This window comes from Haloferula luteola (assembly GCF_014201715.1).
GTDB classification, from domain to species: domain Bacteria; phylum Verrucomicrobiota; class Verrucomicrobiia; order Verrucomicrobiales; family Akkermansiaceae; genus Haloferula; species Haloferula luteola.
On record NZ_JACHFD010000039.1, the window covers coordinates 1 to 15811 of the forward strand.

At 59.3% G+C, this 15811-nt stretch carries 12 protein-coding genes and 1 pseudogene; 10 read left to right on the plus strand and 3 right to left on the minus strand.

Translation table 11 applies throughout. The features are described 5' to 3' along the window. Positions 1-2320 (minus strand): annotated as a pseudogene (locus HNR46_RS19860) (hypothetical protein); the annotation flags it as partial. A gap of 505 nt (positions 2321-2825) precedes the next feature. Here HNR46_RS19860 and HNR46_RS19865 point away from each other — a divergent pair. The 6 genes from HNR46_RS19865 to HNR46_RS19890 all read left to right on the plus strand — a co-directional run bounded on the left by HNR46_RS19865 (position 2826) and on the right by HNR46_RS19890 (position 8733). Then, a complete protein-coding gene (locus tag HNR46_RS19865; RefSeq protein ID WP_184022349.1) occupies positions 2826-4397 on the plus strand; it encodes a hypothetical protein in 1572 nt (523 codons plus the stop codon). A 119-nt stretch (positions 4398-4516) separates the two neighbouring features. After that, positions 4517-4726, plus strand: a complete 210-nt coding sequence (locus HNR46_RS19870; RefSeq protein WP_184022350.1) for a hypothetical protein — start codon at positions 4517-4519, stop codon at positions 4724-4726. Positions 4727-4787: 61 nt separating this feature from the next. Next, entirely contained in the window at positions 4788-5315 is a 528-nt protein-coding gene (locus HNR46_RS19875) for an RNA polymerase sigma factor (protein WP_184022351.1), read from the plus strand. Between the two features lie 3 nt (positions 5316-5318). After that, entirely contained in the window at positions 5319-5534 is a 216-nt protein-coding gene (locus HNR46_RS19880) for a hypothetical protein (RefSeq protein ID WP_184022352.1), read from the plus strand. A 24-nt stretch (positions 5535-5558) separates the two neighbouring features. Beyond that, positions 5559-6359, plus strand: coding sequence for a signal peptidase I (lepB, locus tag HNR46_RS19885; RefSeq protein ID WP_184022353.1), 801 nt, complete (start codon positions 5559-5561; stop codon positions 6357-6359). Positions 6360-6552: 193 nt separating this feature from the next. After that, positions 6553-8733: a hypothetical protein gene (locus tag HNR46_RS19890; RefSeq protein ID WP_221285302.1), complete on the plus strand. Its 2181-nt coding sequence runs from the start codon at positions 6553-6555 to the stop codon at positions 8731-8733. Between the two features lie 75 nt (positions 8734-8808). Here the strand turns inward: HNR46_RS19890 and ilvD are convergent, their stop codons facing one another. Next, entirely contained in the window at positions 8809-10650 is a 1842-nt protein-coding gene (gene ilvD, locus HNR46_RS19895; RefSeq protein ID WP_184022357.1) for a dihydroxy-acid dehydratase, read from the minus strand. A gap of 425 nt (positions 10651-11075) precedes the next feature. Here ilvD and HNR46_RS19900 point away from each other — a divergent pair, with 425 nt between their 5' ends. From HNR46_RS19900 to HNR46_RS19915, 4 genes are all read left to right on the plus strand, one after another. Beyond that, positions 11076-12119 carry an alpha/beta hydrolase gene (locus tag HNR46_RS19900; protein ID WP_184022358.1) on the plus strand — a complete coding sequence of 348 codons (1044 nt, stop codon included), beginning with the start codon at positions 11076-11078 and terminating at the stop codon, positions 12117-12119. Between the two features lie 155 nt (positions 12120-12274). After that, a complete protein-coding gene (gene ada / locus HNR46_RS19905; RefSeq protein WP_184022360.1) occupies positions 12275-13384 on the plus strand; it encodes a bifunctional DNA-binding transcriptional regulator/O6-methylguanine-DNA methyltransferase Ada in 1110 nt (369 codons plus the stop codon). A gap of 10 nt (positions 13385-13394) precedes the next feature. Further along, positions 13395-14048, plus strand: coding sequence for an alpha-ketoglutarate-dependent dioxygenase AlkB family protein (locus HNR46_RS19910; protein WP_184022363.1), 654 nt, complete (start codon positions 13395-13397; stop codon positions 14046-14048). A gap of 69 nt (positions 14049-14117) precedes the next feature. Next, entirely contained in the window at positions 14118-14390 is a 273-nt protein-coding gene (locus HNR46_RS19915) for a transposase (protein WP_184022365.1), read from the plus strand. A gap of 749 nt (positions 14391-15139) precedes the next feature. On the opposite strand, the gene HNR46_RS19925 is transcribed toward HNR46_RS19915, so the two are convergent. Further along, entirely contained in the window at positions 15140-15592 is a 453-nt protein-coding gene (locus HNR46_RS19925; RefSeq protein ID WP_184022369.1) for a hypothetical protein, read from the minus strand. Positions 15593-15811: the final 219 nt, after the last annotated feature.

Here is a 15811-nt window from a genome sequence, read left to right on the forward strand (position 1 = left end):
CCAGCTTCGTCACGGGAGTCTCATCGTCTCTGCGCACCGCCACATATCCACCTTCCGTTGGGTCACTCTGCTTCCCTTCGTCCAGCTCCCCCGTGACAGGGTGAATAATGTCTAAATCCACGGGGAGTAGGTATTGTCTTTGTATGTCATCGGGATCATAGGTTCCGTCTACATCAACATAGCCTTCCACCTTGGTTTCGATCGAGTTGCTATATTTTCCCTGTGCACCGATCATGAACTCTGCGGCCTCAATTCCCGTCACTTCATCTCCAATTTCGGTGACTTTCAACAAGTTCAATCGATAGTCCTTCGAGCCCGGGTAGTCAGCACGCAAGCGGGAATGAACTTCTCGCCCATTCAATGCCTCACTTGTATTGTCTGCGAGGCTTTCAATCTTCAAAGTTGGGGCAAACCAATCCATGTCTGGCGGAAAAATTTCAGAAGGCGTCACCGTCAGCCACGGATAGTATCCCGCAGAAGTATATGGCCAAAGCCCTCCTTCCGAAGGGTTAGGGATCGTGGTTTCGAGAACCACATACGGAGGTTGCGCAGGCACATCGTCGCCATCGAGGGGGTCGGAGCCGCCGATTTCATAAAGGTCCGGGATACCATCGGAGTCTGAATCCACATTTAGAAGATCGGTTCCGTATTCCCATTCTTGTTTGTCGGAGAGACCATCACCATCAGAATCAGATGAAGCGGGGTTGCTCTGGATAACCCACTCCTCTCGATTGGTCAGGCCGTCTCCATCATGATCACCCTCTCCATTCTCAAGAAGACCACCTAAATATTTCCTCTCCCACGCGTCTGGCAGGCCGTCCCCGTCGATATCGATCGCCAAGCGATTGCCCACACTAGTTGGGGCCGAGCCAAGAATGAATTCGGCGAGATTCGAGATTCCATCCTCATCAGGATCGTCTTGAGCATCGGAGCTGTTGTTCGGTAGCAGACCGTAGAATTGCTCCCAATCATCCGGCATTCCGTCTCCATCCTGATCTTGGTCGAGTTTTAGAAGGTAGAGACCGTTACCAGAATCCGTGAAGCCGACGATGAGAGATCGGTTGTTAATCGCCTCGGGAAGGGAAGCTCCATAGGCGATGTTGAGAACGTCAGGATGATCGGTAAGAGAAGAAAATGGGACATTAAGTCCACCCACATGCAGAAAAGCCTGGATTGACTCTCCATCTTGATCAGCTGAAGTCACCAGAAGCTGTGGCCAGTTGTTTAAACCTCGGATGGTCTGTCGTTCATGCGGGAGTGGAAGGAGTTCCCGATAATGATCAACGTAGTATCCATTAATTATCTCGCTTGAATATGTTCCATCAAAGAACCAAGAACCTTCCGCCATAGGCTCGCCTTCCTCCAATTCAATGTAAAAGTTCCCTGCAAATTCACCCCAATCGTTGATCAAGGATGGGTTGTATTCAGCAATCAGAGTATCGAGATCCATGTCTGGATACTCGGGATCGAAGTCGAACATCTCCTTGTCATAGGCGGGAAACTCAGAGTGCCATGTCCATCCTTGCATCATAAGGAAGTGGCATGGGACGGGAAGCCCCCAGTAGTCCGACCATTCCACCCCCACCACCTCACCGTGGTTGTTGAGAGCATTGAACACCGGCTCACTCCAGGTTGAGGGATACTCCACAAAACCGGTGATGCTGTCGTACAAAAATGGGTTCCCATCGCCGGTACGTCCGATGAGGTCGCCCCAGTCATTGATGTCTGTGATCCCAGCAACCGGGGCGACGAGCGCTCCATCGCCATCCCACGGGGCGACATCCGTGCTAGAGGTGTTCTCGGGAGCAACAAAACCGAAACTGAGTCCGCCATTCACTCCCGAGAGCCGAGCTGCTCCAACCACGGTTCCGTCATCGTTGATGGCGGTAGCTGACAGGTAGGACGCAGCGACTCCATCCACGGTCGTTAGCTTTCTCCAGGTTCCATTGGTACCAGAACGGATCCAAGCGGCATATTGATACACTCGAGGGACCGTGAGGTTATAGCTCACGACGTTGACAAGGATATCTCCACGGTCATTGACGTCGACGATTTTCTTGGTGTTGACCGCCATTCCTGGCTGATTCAAGGAAGTGAGCGATTCAACAGTGGCGGTCCATTTGCCACAGGGGCCCTGGCCTTCTCCACTCAGCTCGAGCTCATACTCTTGAACGGCTGTCAGGCCATCACGATCAAAGTCAACCATTGCATCCGAGTCATCATTCGGATTCATGAAGTGAGCTACCTCCCATGCGTCAGGAAGCAGATCGCCGTCCGAATCGGTTTCGGCTAAAACACTCGACGAAAGAAAGAGCGCCATGCCGAACGCCAATCTTTGCACGGAATGAATCGGAGGGAACACAGCGCAGTCATTACGAATTTGAGATACCTCGAAGCGATTGCTTTAGTGTTACGGATGGATCACATCAGCCTCAATCGATAGCTCCATTGCAAGCTTCCCGACGGCACCTCGCAAGCGACCAATGGAGATGCCCAAATGCCGCGACGCCAAACGATTCTGCAAAGCTCAGGGGAGAACAGCGGCGACCTACCTTCGCTGGTATCAGGTAGATCGAAATCCAAGGTGGCCATGCAGCCCGAAAAGTTGGTGTCGCCGTGAAGGATCGAGTGCGGCTCATCCACCAGCCGACGCCAGCCACTCCAGAGCCCTGAACGGGCTTCGCATCGAAGTGAGGTGGAATGAGGAGGGGGGGAGCTGATGGCCCTCATCCTCCCCTTTGGTGCTTGGGCCCGTCCTCGACCGCCTTGGCTCCTTTTCCCAGCTCTCGACACTCCCACAAGGCGCCCGCTACCGTCTCCCTCGGATGAAGCGCTTTGCCACCCTCAGCCAAGTCATGCTCCTCCTGTGGGGGGACGCGGCTCTCGCCCATGACGAGAATTTGCCCACGGAACTCCACTTCCAGCGCCAGGCAAGTCAGCGCCTCATCTTTGACCGCGAACAAGCCTTGCCGCTCGCCTCCCTCGACCCGACCAAGATCGTCGACCTGGAATTGATGCATCCCGTCAGAACTTCCGGTGGAGGCAAGGCCGAGGTGAAACAGGGAAACCTCATTTTGAGAGGCCCAACCAGCTTCAAAAGCTCCATTTGGCTCTCAGGATTCAATCCCTTTGCCACCTATCGCATCGAACTCTCCACGGTCGGAGACGGCCAACTCGGGCTTGAGTTCCGCCAGCACCAAGGAAGTTCACTGCGCATCGAAATGGTCACCACACCCGGCCGCATCGACGGCGTCCACTGGTCCTTGAGAAACGATCAAGACCAGGTCCAGAGCGAAGGAACTGCCCGTGATTTCCAAGCTCGGCCTGTCGAGGGACCGGTGACTTTTCTCGTCCAGATGACCGCCATTGGCTTCAACCTCTATTGCGAACAGCAGGGAACTCTCGAATGGCTCGGGCGGGCTGACATCGTGGCCCACCTTGACGTCCGCAAGAAGGAGGTCTTTCGAAACATGTCCACCTGGATCCATGCGGAAGGCAGCCGCGAATCCTCCTACACCATTCTCGGAGCTTCCGCCGAACTCAGCCCCGGCATAGGGCAAGCCGACATCCGAACCATCACCGATGAAGAGGGCACTCCCCTCATGGATGAAGGCCGGCTTTGGTTCACGGCAACCACCCGCGGAGGCGGATTGCCTCATCCGGCCCAAGGCGTTTTCAGTCTGAGCCCCGGGCTCTTCGACTTCCGGTTTGAGGGGCTCATCGCTTTTGATCGCGGTGACGGGCTGCTGCGCAATGATCTCGCCTCCCACCTGTTCTTCGATCGCAAGAACCAGGAGTGGAGGGGCTGGACCACCGCATTCTCCGCCTTTGGCGATCCCCAAAAAAAGGAGCCCAAGGAAATCCTCGCCGTGCGCTCCCTCCACGATCCTCGCCACGGCTTCTCCACCATGCAGGCGGCACCCATCGGCCTCGTGGGCGACTATGAAGATCCCCAGGGAGTTTTCGACTCATCCAGTGGCACCTGGCGCATGCTCCTATGCCAGAACGCAGGGGGCTACAAAGCCGCCGTCTTCGAGTCGGACCACTGGGATGGTGGCTTCCACCGCATCGCCGGTCCCGTCGCCTCGGACAGCACGGGAACCACCCTCCAGACCCTCGACGGGACTCGCTATGCCTTCTTCGGCAGCGCCGATCAAAGCTTCCACGTGTGCACCTTCCCCGAACTCCAGCCTCTCGGAAAGCTCGACCTCGACCTTCCTCCCTGGCGTGCGAAGGGCCCCAGCCGTGTCTGGCCCTGCATCGTTCCTCTACCCGAGGGTTACCCAGCTCCCTACCTGCTCCTCACTTTCGACCGCGCCAATTTCCCTGGCATGCCCCTGCCCAATTGGACCTACGGGGCGCTCCACCTCTACCACGGCCATTTTCCAGGAAAATGATGCCCTCCGCCGATGGCGCACGGCGACCGCATTCCCACCCAAGGCCCTCCAACAGAACTCCGTGCTTATGAGTCCGCGAGCCTAGGAAACTTCTCCATCTCCCGTTCCTCCTGCCCTCCATGGCAGGGAATTTGGCCTCAAGCGCCTTCCTCCTGAGCGCGTCTCCCACTCAAGACGCCTCCCTTCCCCGAGCGAGCACCCCGACAGCGACAGCATCGGCCGTAGGTCAATTTCTCGCCGATGGTTTCAACGAGATCCCGTCCACGGTCGCTTTCCCACAGGACCTGGCTCAGGTCATCCGGATTTCGCCACCCATGGAGGATCGCTGAAAAAAGTCTTCAGTGATTTGGAACCCTTTCGATCGCCGCCGGTATCATCAGAGAAGACGGAATGACAGAAGCCGACGAACTTGAAGTGATCCGCCGTGTCGTAGACGGCGATATCGAAGCCTTCGAACGGCTGGTCGTCCTCTATCAGGACTCCCTCCAGCGCATGATCGCCACCCTGCTCCACGATGAACGACGCCTTGCCGAGGACATCGCTCAGACCGTCCTCGTCGAAGCCTTCCATCGCCTCGCGGATTTCGACCCGGACCGCAGCCGTTTTTCCACCTGGCTGTTCATGATCGGGCGGAGCCGAGCCCTCAATGCCCTGCGCAAAAAACGCCCGGTTCTCCTTGCTGAAATCCCAGAAACCTCCGCCCCGCCCAACGACACCAGCAACGCCGAAACCTACGCCCTGCTCGACCGAGCTTTGCAGCAACTTCCTCCCAAACAAAAGCGGGCGTTCACCCTCGTGGTCCTTGAAGGGCTCTCCTACGAGGACGCTTCCTGCATCGAAGCCACGACCCCCGGAACCATGAAGTCCCGAGTGAGCCGAGCCCGCGAATTCCTGAGAGCCAGTATCCAGACCGACTGAAACATGAACCACGACCCCATCCTCGATCCATGGATCCAACAGCGGCGGGAAATCCCCACTGCGGATCTGACCTCAAAAGTCCTGAAAGCCCTTCACGAAGAATCCACGCCCAAGCTTCCCCTCCGACCAGTTACCCCCATTCCACGTCCGCTAGCCGCCGCCGGTTGCCTCGCCGCAGGCATCGGCAAGGTCATCCTCATCTACCAAGCCGCCTTTTAACGGAAATCCTTAACTTCTTCCATCATGAATCCAACAACTCTCAACGACTCAAGGACCGGCCGATTGAGCCCCCGCAACCCCTCAACCGCAGCCAACCTTTCCCTCTTCCTTCCCGGCCTCGGGCAAATCTATTGCGGAGCCTTCCTACGAGGCATGACTCACCTCTGCCTATTTGCTGCCATCGTGACCGCGATCACCCTCTTGGTGGGTCTCAGGATGACATCTTTGGTCCCACTTCTATTGGGACTGACCATCCCCATCGCACTTCTCTCCCTCGGATCGGGATGGGATGCTCGTCGCCTCGCCCTGTCCTGCCGCACCGACTATCGCCTGAAAGACTACAACCGGGTCTGGACCTACGCGTCGTTGACCTGCCTAACGGGCGTCCTCGCCATCGGTCTCGCCTTCTCACTCCGGGAAAACTATCTCCACCTCTTCGTCATGTCCGGAGACTCAATGAGCCCGACCTTCAAAGAGGGGGAAATGATCCTGGTTCGAAAGGACGCCTTTCGTGATCGCGATCCCATTCGCAATGAACTCGTTGCCTTCCTCAACCCTGCGGACCGCAAGAACACCTTGGTCAAACGAGTGGTCGGATTGCCCGGGGAAACCTTTGAAATGCGAGACGGCCAAGTCTGGATCGACGGAGCGCCCTTGGAGAACGCCGCAACGGTCGCCACGGATCATGCCACCATCGGTCCCGTGGTGATTCCTCCGAACCATTGCTATGTCCTCGGTGACCATCGCCAAGGATCCGAAGATAGCCGACAAATCGGGCCACTGCCCATGATCGCACTTGTCGGAAAGGTGGTCTTCAGTCGCTGAAAACCCTCGCCCACCTCGACCTCTCGGAAGATAGGGCAATTTCGCCACCAAGCGGGATCGAAGGAGTTAACAAAAAAACGGAGCCGACAAAGTTCAAGCTTTGCCTCCATGAACCCGACCGCTAGAGGAGGAGATGATGAAAAACTGGAGATGGGTGGGAAGCTTAGCAATTGCACTCATCTCGGGTTGGGCCGTGGGACGAGTTTCTCATCCAAATTCAGAGGCCCAGACCTCCGAAAAAGGTCCGGCAAAAGTCACCGAACGCAGGGAAAACCGCACTCGCTTTGAGGGCGGGGGAGATGCCGGGGTCCGAACCTTCCAGGAATTGCTTAGCTCGGGCGGATCCGACCGCCGAATTCTCCACGCCCTGACCCAACAGCTCGATGACTGCGGTGAGGAAGAGCTCAAGGACATGCTGAAGGTCCTCGACACCGCAGAAGTCCGCGGCTCTTGGGGCAAACGAATGATCGCCGTACAAATGATCTTCGAGCGCTGGGCAGAGATCGACCCCAATGCAGCGCTCGGCGAAGCGCTGACCCTGGATCGCTGGGATTCCTCGCAAGCGATGCAATCAGTTTTCTCCACCGTCGTGGAAACCCATCCCCAGGAAGCGTGGGACTTGGCGCGATCCGTGACCGAAGGCCCGCTGCAACGCGAAGCATCGGAAATCGTGCTGGGCGAAATGGCGGAAGTGGATCCGCAAGGAGCTTTCGCCTTGCTGAAATCCACGCCGGGCCTGCAACCCGGAGCCTTGTTCGCCTCGTGGGCGCGGGTGGACCCAGTGGCGGCGATGGAAGCGAGCCGAACCCTGCCGGGATCCGGTCGCACGGGCATCTTGGGTTCGGTGTTTTCTCAATGGTTTCGCGACGACCAAAAAGCAGCCATGACCGCCTTTGATCAGCTGGAAGGGCTGGAACGACGGGCAGCTGCCGACTCGATCCTCGGTTCCTGGCAGGGCTTGGACATTGAAGCCGCCGCCGCATGGGCCATCGAACACACCGCCGATTGCTCAGACCGCGCTTTGCAAGGGATTTGCCAGGAAATGAGCCGCGATGACCCGCAAGCGGCCGCAACCTGGGCCACAGAACATTTGCGGGACAACGTGCGGATCGACGCGCTCGAGAGCGTGTTCGGCGAATGGGCGAGCCGCTCACCGACCGAGGCGGCGGAATGGTTGAAGACCCTCTCCAATCCCGCCGAACAAGTCCGCATCGCCCGCAATGGCTTCTGGTGGCTGGCATGGTCATCGCCGGAAGACGCCGTGGCCCTCGCAAAAGACATCGGAGAAAGCAATTTCGACGGGTGGTTCGTAGGCCAGATCGGCTCCCAATTGGCAGGGCTGGACATGAAACGTGCGATGGAGATTGCGAACAGCTTCGATACCGATGGCTTCCGCTCGGGCATGCAGCAGGGGATCGTACAGTCCTGGATGGATGTGGATCCAGACGGCGCCCTGGCCTATGCCATGGGAGAGGAGAATGAGAGCAAGCGCAGTGGGATGCTTCGCGTCATCGCCAGCGAATTGGCCGGGCGCGATCCCGAGAAAGCTCTCGCCTTGGCGAGGAGCTTGCCACCGGGTCAGTCGCAAACTCAGGTCGTCCGTGCCGCAGTCGAGCAGTGGGTGGAAAAATCACCTCAGGAAGCCTCCGTTTACGTCGCAGGGCTGGACGACCCCGTTGTCAAAGAGGCCGCCGTCGAATCGCTCATGCGGCGTTGGGCCTGGCAGGATGGGGAGGCGGCCTTCAAATTCGCCGAGTCTCTCGGCGGCGGGGGAGCCAGCCACAGCGGCATGCTACAAGCCGCTGGGCAATGGGCAGCCCGCGACCCGCAGGGAGCCTTCGACTACATCAGCGCCTTGCCCGCCGGAGGCTCTGCCGACAAAGCCCTCGCTTCCGTTCTGAACCGATGGGCAGGGGAATCACCGGACAAAGCCGCCGCCGCCCTGGATGGGATGGGGGACAGCACCCCGCAAATGTACGAATCGCTGGCCGGGACCTGGGCCGAGAAAAATCGCGGCGAAGCCTTGGCCTGGGCCGAAGGCCTCGCGGACTCCGCCGCACAAGCCGGTGCCTACGAGGCGATTTCTCGCACCTGGGCCGGACGGGATCCCACAGCCGCTGGCGAATGGCTCAGCAGTCTTGCTGATGGCGAGCCGCGAGACAAAGCCGCCATGGCCTACGCCCAGTCGGTGATTGGCGTGGATGCGCCCTCATCCTTGGGTTGGGCGAACTCGATCGGCGATGATGCCCGCCGCTGGGATACCGTGAAATCCCTCGCCAACCAGTGGTACCAACGCAATGCCAACGACGCGATCTCCTGGATGCAGGAAAATGGCTTCGACGACCAACAGATCCACGAAGCCACCCGCGATTGAGTTTCCTCCCCCCCCGGACGACAGGCCGAGTGAAGGTCGCCGGAGCCGATCGCCCCAACGACCTCCGACTGGATCTCAGGGATCCAGCCGAACCGCTCCGACGCTGGCATTGCCAACCAGCGCGGCGTAGGCTTTCAGAGCACGGGAAACTTTCCGCGGCCGGGGCTCCACCGGCTTCCACGCCGTCTCGCCCCGGGCATCCATCGCCGCCCGGCGGCTCGTGAGGACATCGTCAGAAAGCGCCACCTGAATCGTCCGCTGGGGAATATCGATTTCGATGAGATCGCCCTCCTCCAGCAAGCCGATGGCACCGCCTTCGGCCGCCTCGGGGGAAACGTGGCCGATCGAAAGCCCCGAAGTACCCCCAGAGAAACGACCATCGGTGATCAAGGCGCAGGCTTTGCCCAGCTTCATGGCCTTCAAGTAGCTCGTGGGATAGAGCATCTCCTGCATCCCCGGCCCTCCGCGCGGCCCTTCGTAGCGGATGATGACCACATCCCCTTCCACGATTTCCTTGCTGAGGATGCGGTTGACCGCCTCATCCTGGCTTTCGCAAATCTTTGCCGGACCGGAGAACTTCAAAATGCTCTCATCCACCCCGGCGGTTTTCACCACACATCCCTGCTCGGCGATGTTGCCGAACAGAACGGCCAAGCCTCCATCCTGCGAAAAGGCGTGCTCGCGGGCACGAATCACGCCTTTTTCCCGGTCGAGATCCAGCTCCCGATAGCGTCGCGCCTGGCTGAACGCCTGCGTTGTCCGAACACCCCCTGGAGCGGCCTTGAAAAGCTCGTGAACGGCGGGATCGCTGGTGCGCACCACGTCCCATTGATCGATCGCTTCCCCCATGCTCGGCGCATGAATGGTCGGCACATCCCGGTGCATCAGCCCAGCCGCTTCCAAGCGCCCGAGGATGCCAAAAATCCCACCCGCACGATGGACGTCTTCCATGTGAACCGTACTCACCGCCGGAGCCACCTTGCACAGACAGGGCGTACAACGGCTCAGCCGATCCATGTCCGCCAGGGTGAAATCCACTTCCGCTTCCCGAGCAATCGCCAACAGGTGCAGCACCGTATTGGTCGAACCACCCATCGCAATGTCGAGCGTCATGGCATTTTCAAAAGCCGCCTTAGAGGCAATCCCACGGGGAGTGACCGAATCGTCCTCCTCCTTGTAGTGGCGCTGAGCGAGCTCCACGATCAGCCGTCCAGCCTTGAGGAAGAGCTCCTTGCGATCCGCGTGAGTGGCTAAGGTCGAACCATTTCCCGGAAGCGCCAAGCCGAGCGCCTCGGCGAGGCAGTTCATCGAATTCGCCGTGAACATCCCCGAACAGGACCCGCATGTCGGGCAGGCATTGTGCTCAAACTCGTTCACCTGCTCGTCACTCAAGTCCGGGTTAGCCGCCTGAACCATCGCATCGACCAAATCGACGGCGATCTCATTGCCCTCAAACAACACCTTACCGGCCTCCATCGGCCCCCCCGAAACAAAGACAGCCGGAATGTTCAAGCGCATGGCTGCCATCAGCATGCCAGGGGTGATCTTGTCGCAGTTGGAAATGCAGACCATCGCATCGGCGCAGTGGGCATTGACCATGTACTCGACGCTGTCGGCAATGATCTCCCGCGATGGCAACGAGTAGAGCATGCCATCGTGGCCCATCGCGATGCCATCATCGACGGCGATCGTATTGAACTCCTTGGCGACACCACCGGCGGCCTCAACCTCACGGGCGACCATCTGGCCGAGGTCCTTGAGGTGCACGTGGCCGGGCACGAACTGGGTGAAGGAATTGACGATGGCGATGATGGGTTTGCCGAAATCCCCATCTTTCATGCCGGTGGCACGCCACAGGGCGCGGGCGCCGGCCATGTTGCGGCCGGAAGTCGAGGTGCTTGAGCGGTAAGGCTTCATGTCAGATCAATCGTGTGCCGGGCAGGGGATTCCTGCCCGCTTGGAGCGCGCCCTTGGTCTGGCTCAAGATCCCAGCCGCGGCAAGCCCTCAGGGTACCCGCACCAAGGGACGCCCGCAGCCACACGGTTTCGCCCCCGCAGCCGCACGGTTTCACCCCCGCAACCACACGCTTTCGCCCCCGCAGCCACACGCTTTCGCCCCCGCAGCCACACGCTTTCGCCCCCGCAGCCGCACGGTTTCACCCCCGCAGCCACGCGGTTTCACCCCCGCAGCCGCACGGTTTCACCCCCGCAGCCGCACGCTTTCGCCCCCGCAGCCGCACGCTTCCGTCACCGCAGCCATCCACGCAAGGCGGATGCTCGACCGAAAGGCGAGGGGACCTGGCAACGTTTCCAGTGGCCACGCATCTCGCCTTGGCACCCCAATGAAACCCACCATTCCGCTCCGCCGCCTCCGCCTGTCTCTGCTTGCCTGCCTGGCAGGCCTCACCCATCCGGGCCTCGCCGCCGATCTCGGAACCCAAGGGAATGGAGACCATCTGATTGGACCGGATTACACGATCGATCCCGACCTGACCGACCGGGGAAACCCCAAAGGCAAAACTTTCGAATTCCGCATGCCCCTGGCCGATAGCCAGATTTTTCGTGGCGATGACAGGACGCTGGACCCGACCAAGAAGATCCGCACCGAACGTCGCATCTTCGTTTACATCCCCGCTGCCTACAAGGATGGCTCCGAGGCCCCCCTTCTCGTCATGCACGACGGTCCCTCTCACCTCGACCTCGTGAGCCGCGCTCTCGATAACCTGACGATCGCTGAGGACCCGCAACGCCGCCTTCCGGCCTTCATCGCCATCGCCGTGGAAAATGGCGGCGACGACAGCAAGGGCAGTGAGCGCGGCCTGGAATACGACACCCTCTCCGACCGGCTCGCCCGCTTCATCGCGGAAGAGGTCTTTCCCGCAGTCCTCGCGAACCAAGAGATCCGTGCTGCCTACCCGAACCTCGCCTTCACAGCCGATCCCTGGGGCCATGCCGTGATGGGCTGCAGCTCGGGCGGTGCCGCGGCCCTCACCATGGGCTGGTTTCGCCCGGACCTGTTCCGCCGAATCATCACCTACTCCGGCACCTTCGTCGATCAGCAGGACGACGATGCCCCCGAAGAGAAGGACTACCCACTCGGTGCCTGGGAATACCACTCCGGTATGCAGCTTATCGAGAGATCCGAGAAGAAACCCCTGCGGATCTTCACCCACGTCTCTGAGCACGACAACGGCGCCCAGCGCCCGGAGTCGAGCTATCACAATTGGGTCATGGCCAACGAGCGCACGGCCGCGGCCCTGAAGAAAAAAGGCTACGACTACCGCTTCGTTTTCAGCAGAGCCACCGGCCACTGCGACCGCAAGGTCTTCGAAGCCACCCTCGCCGACACCCTCCTCTGGATGTGGCGTGGGGATGCAAGCGAGTAGCAGAACCGGCCCGACAAGCGCCGGCGTGGCCGATCTTCAAACCGATACCGGATTCCATGCTGCTCACCTGAAATCACTGCGAACGTGCGGCAAAGGTCGAATGAGAAAGCAAGAATCGGAGTTTTTGACGCGCAAGATCGTGTCACTTTCCACGCATGAAATCGGTCGCAGGAGACAGCACCCCAGGCAATCCCCCCGCGGATCCTCCACCGCACTTTAGGACGGACGACGAACGTTGGCTCGGCCTCGCCAACAACGACGCCCGAGCCGACGGCCAATACTTCTATGCCGTGAAATCAACAGGAGTCTATTGCCGTCCATCGTGCCCTTCACGCCTGCCGCTGCGCCGGAATGTCGTTTTCTTCGACCAGAGCGAGACAGCGGAGCAAGCGGGGTTCCGTCCCTGCAAACGTTGCCAGCCACAGGAAGTGAATCTCGGAGATCCCCACACTCCAATGGTCGAAAACGCCTGCCGCCTGATTCAGCAATCGGAAATCGAACCGTCCCTTGACGACTTGGCCACCTCCGTGGGGATGAGCAAGCACCACTTCCATCGCTTGTTTGTGCAGAAGATGGGAATGACCCCGAAAGCCTACATGAAGGCATTGCGCGCCGAAAGAATGCGAGGGGAGTTAACACGGGGCGGCTCCGTCACACGAGCCATCTATGACGCAGGATATCAATCCAATCGGCAGTTCTACGAAGAAGCCACCCAGATCCTCGGAATGAGTCCGAAACAATATCAAGCCGGAGGGAAAGGGGAGCGAATCGGTTTTGCCCTGGGGCAATGCTCGCTGGGCTCCGTACTGGTCGCATCCTCCATGAAGGGGATCTGCGCCCTATCACTAGGCGATGATCCGGAAAGGATGGTAGAAGCTCTGAAACGACGCTTTGCCCAGGCTGAGCTGATCCGTAACGATCCACCCTACGAGCGATTGGTCGCTCGGGTGGTCGAGTGGATCGACTCCACCTCGATGGCTTGGGACCTTCCGTTGGATATCCGCGGGACCGCCTTCCAACAGCGCGTCTGGCAAGCCCTGCGGAAGGTACCTTCGGGCAGTCGACGGACCTACAGTGAATTGGCAGAGGAACTGGGCAACCCCCATGCCGTTCGCGCTGTAGCGAGCGCCTGCGCCGCCAACGAACTCGCCATGGTGATTCCCTGCCACCGCGTGGTGCGGCGGGACGGTTCCCTGTCCGGCTATCGATGGGGCGTGGAGCGCAAGAAGCTGCTGCTCGAACGAGAACAATCAACCGAGATTTGACCCAGTGGAGATGGAACTCGCATTCCCAGAAGAGGACGTCCCGCGGAACCTTTTGCCATACGATGGCGAGAGCCTATACTATGGCCGCATTTTTCCCCCCCAGCAGGCGGAACACTATTTGCGATGGTTCCTGAACAGCATCCCATGGCAGCACGACGAAGCCGTCATCTTTGGCAAGCACATCGTCACCGCTCGGAAAGTGGCGTGGTACGGTGACTCCCACTACGACTACACCTATTCGGGGAAAACCCGCACCGCCCGCCCCTGGACACCCGAACTCTTGGCCATCAAACAAGAAGTCGAGCGCCTCGGAGGTTCCCAGTACAACTCTTGCCTCCTGAACCTCTACGCGGACGGCTCCCAAGGCATGGCGTGGCATCATGATGATGAAAAGGGTTTGGGCGCCCACTCCGACATCGCTTCCGTGAGTTTCGGAGCGGAGCGACGCTTTGATTTCAGACACAAGCTCAGCAAAACAAAAGTCTCTCAATATCTCCCATCCGGCAGCTTGCTGATCATGCGCGGCCGCACCCAGGCCTGCTGGCAGCATCAGGTGCCCAAGTCCACCAAAGTCACGGAGCCTCGAGTGAATCTAACATTCCGGCGAATGCTCCTCGCGGAGACTCGAATTGCGCGGGAAGACGAGTCTGGATCGATCCGATAAGAAATTCCCCGTCCTCACTCGATCCAACCATCCGATCATCGGCTCCATCGTTCTTGGGCTCGCCAGATTATGAGTTCAAGGATCGGGCCCGCACGCCCCCATGGCAAGGCCATGCGGGAAAAGGTCGACACCCCCGAAGGAAGGCATCGCCACAGCTACCGCATAGGGACCATCGAACCGATCTTCGCCAACCTGCGACACGCCATAGGCCTCAACCGCATCCACTACCGAGGACGGGAAAAAGTGGGAGTCATCTGGAACCTCTGGAGCATCATGCACAACATCGGCAAGATCGCCCTCTACCGGCCGGAATACGGCACCGGCGAGCCCGCCACGGGGTGAGGCCGGCATGCTCCGCGGCATCCGTGGCCCCGGCAGGGCGTCACAGGAGCTCATCACTCGGCACCACCGGAAAGCAACGGAACGACCGGCTCAATCGGGGTTTTCCGATGGTCTCGTTGTGCTTCTTCTTATTCCGTCCGAATCTTGAACATCGTCTCACGGAGCTTGGCAAAATCCTTCTCGCACGCCTCTCGCCATGCCTTTTTATCGGACTCAGGCCACGGCCGGAATCCCCATCGATCCGGATCATCGAAGCAGCGGGCAACTACACTCTCCCAGCGCGCCAGTTGCTCATCAGAAACATCCTCTCAGTGCCCTCCAAAGTTTATGAGCAGTAGCGCCAGGATGACGACATTCGCCCGAACGCCTGGAACATCGATGGAATTGAAGCCAGAGTGTGCCACCAATTCGTCGTTCCGCTTCACAATTCCTTCGATGATTGAGTCCAATTCATCTTTGGCGGAATCTAAGGAAAGATCACCTTCAAACGCCCCGAACTCTGAAAAGTAGCCTGCCTCCATAGATACTTCGGTCGCCTTCTGCTCTAACAGCGGATCTCGCCGATCGTATCCGCATAGGAGAAGGCACGCGATCCCCGTAGCGATCTTCGGGATTCATTCGGCACAACGTCTCAGTGGAGACGCGCGAACACAAGGCCGCACCTCGGGAAATGGGATAAGGTGCGAACCGAGGAAACGGCACGCAACAAGGCGGCGGTTAAGCGTCGATCTCCTGCGGCTTTTTGGTCTTCAATTCGTTCCGGAGTCGCCCTCGAACTTCGCCACCAAGCCTTCCAGTTGTCGACGCTCCTCGTCGGTCGCATCGCCTGTGAACGATGCCAGGATCCCGGTGACTAGGTAGTAGTCCTCTTCGTCTCGGATTCGGCCCCGCTTAAGGATTGCTCGATACTGTCGGGAATAGCGCCTTCGCAGCTCCGAAAGAGGAAGAATGCCCCTTGCGACAAAGTCGGTATCGACGGCCTCGATCTCTTCACGAGGCATGTCCCACGACATCTCCAACGTGTCGCTAATCGCCATCCCGAGTCCTGATCGAGCCTTGGACATACTTTCCTTCTCGAAGCGTTCGAGCACTGCTACAGGGCGATGTTCGGCAGGCATTTCGATCTCTACCGGGAACCGCTCCCACCAAGCGACGAAGAAGGCCTTAAGCGCCGGAAACTCTTCTGCGGTGATCTTCGGCATATTCTCGGCCAAACCTCAGAGCGCTGATGCCCGACCCTCATGGCGGCGCTCCGATTCTCGTTGCCGGATTGAACCACCGGAACAGAAACGTAGCAAGGACGCTGTAAGGGGTTGCCATCTTCGGCTTGTTGAAACTGTCGAAAAACCCCTCCCTGTTCCAGCCCGATTTCCGCCCGCTGGCCCGCCCGCTGCTTCCCCGGGACGCGAGCCATCGCACGC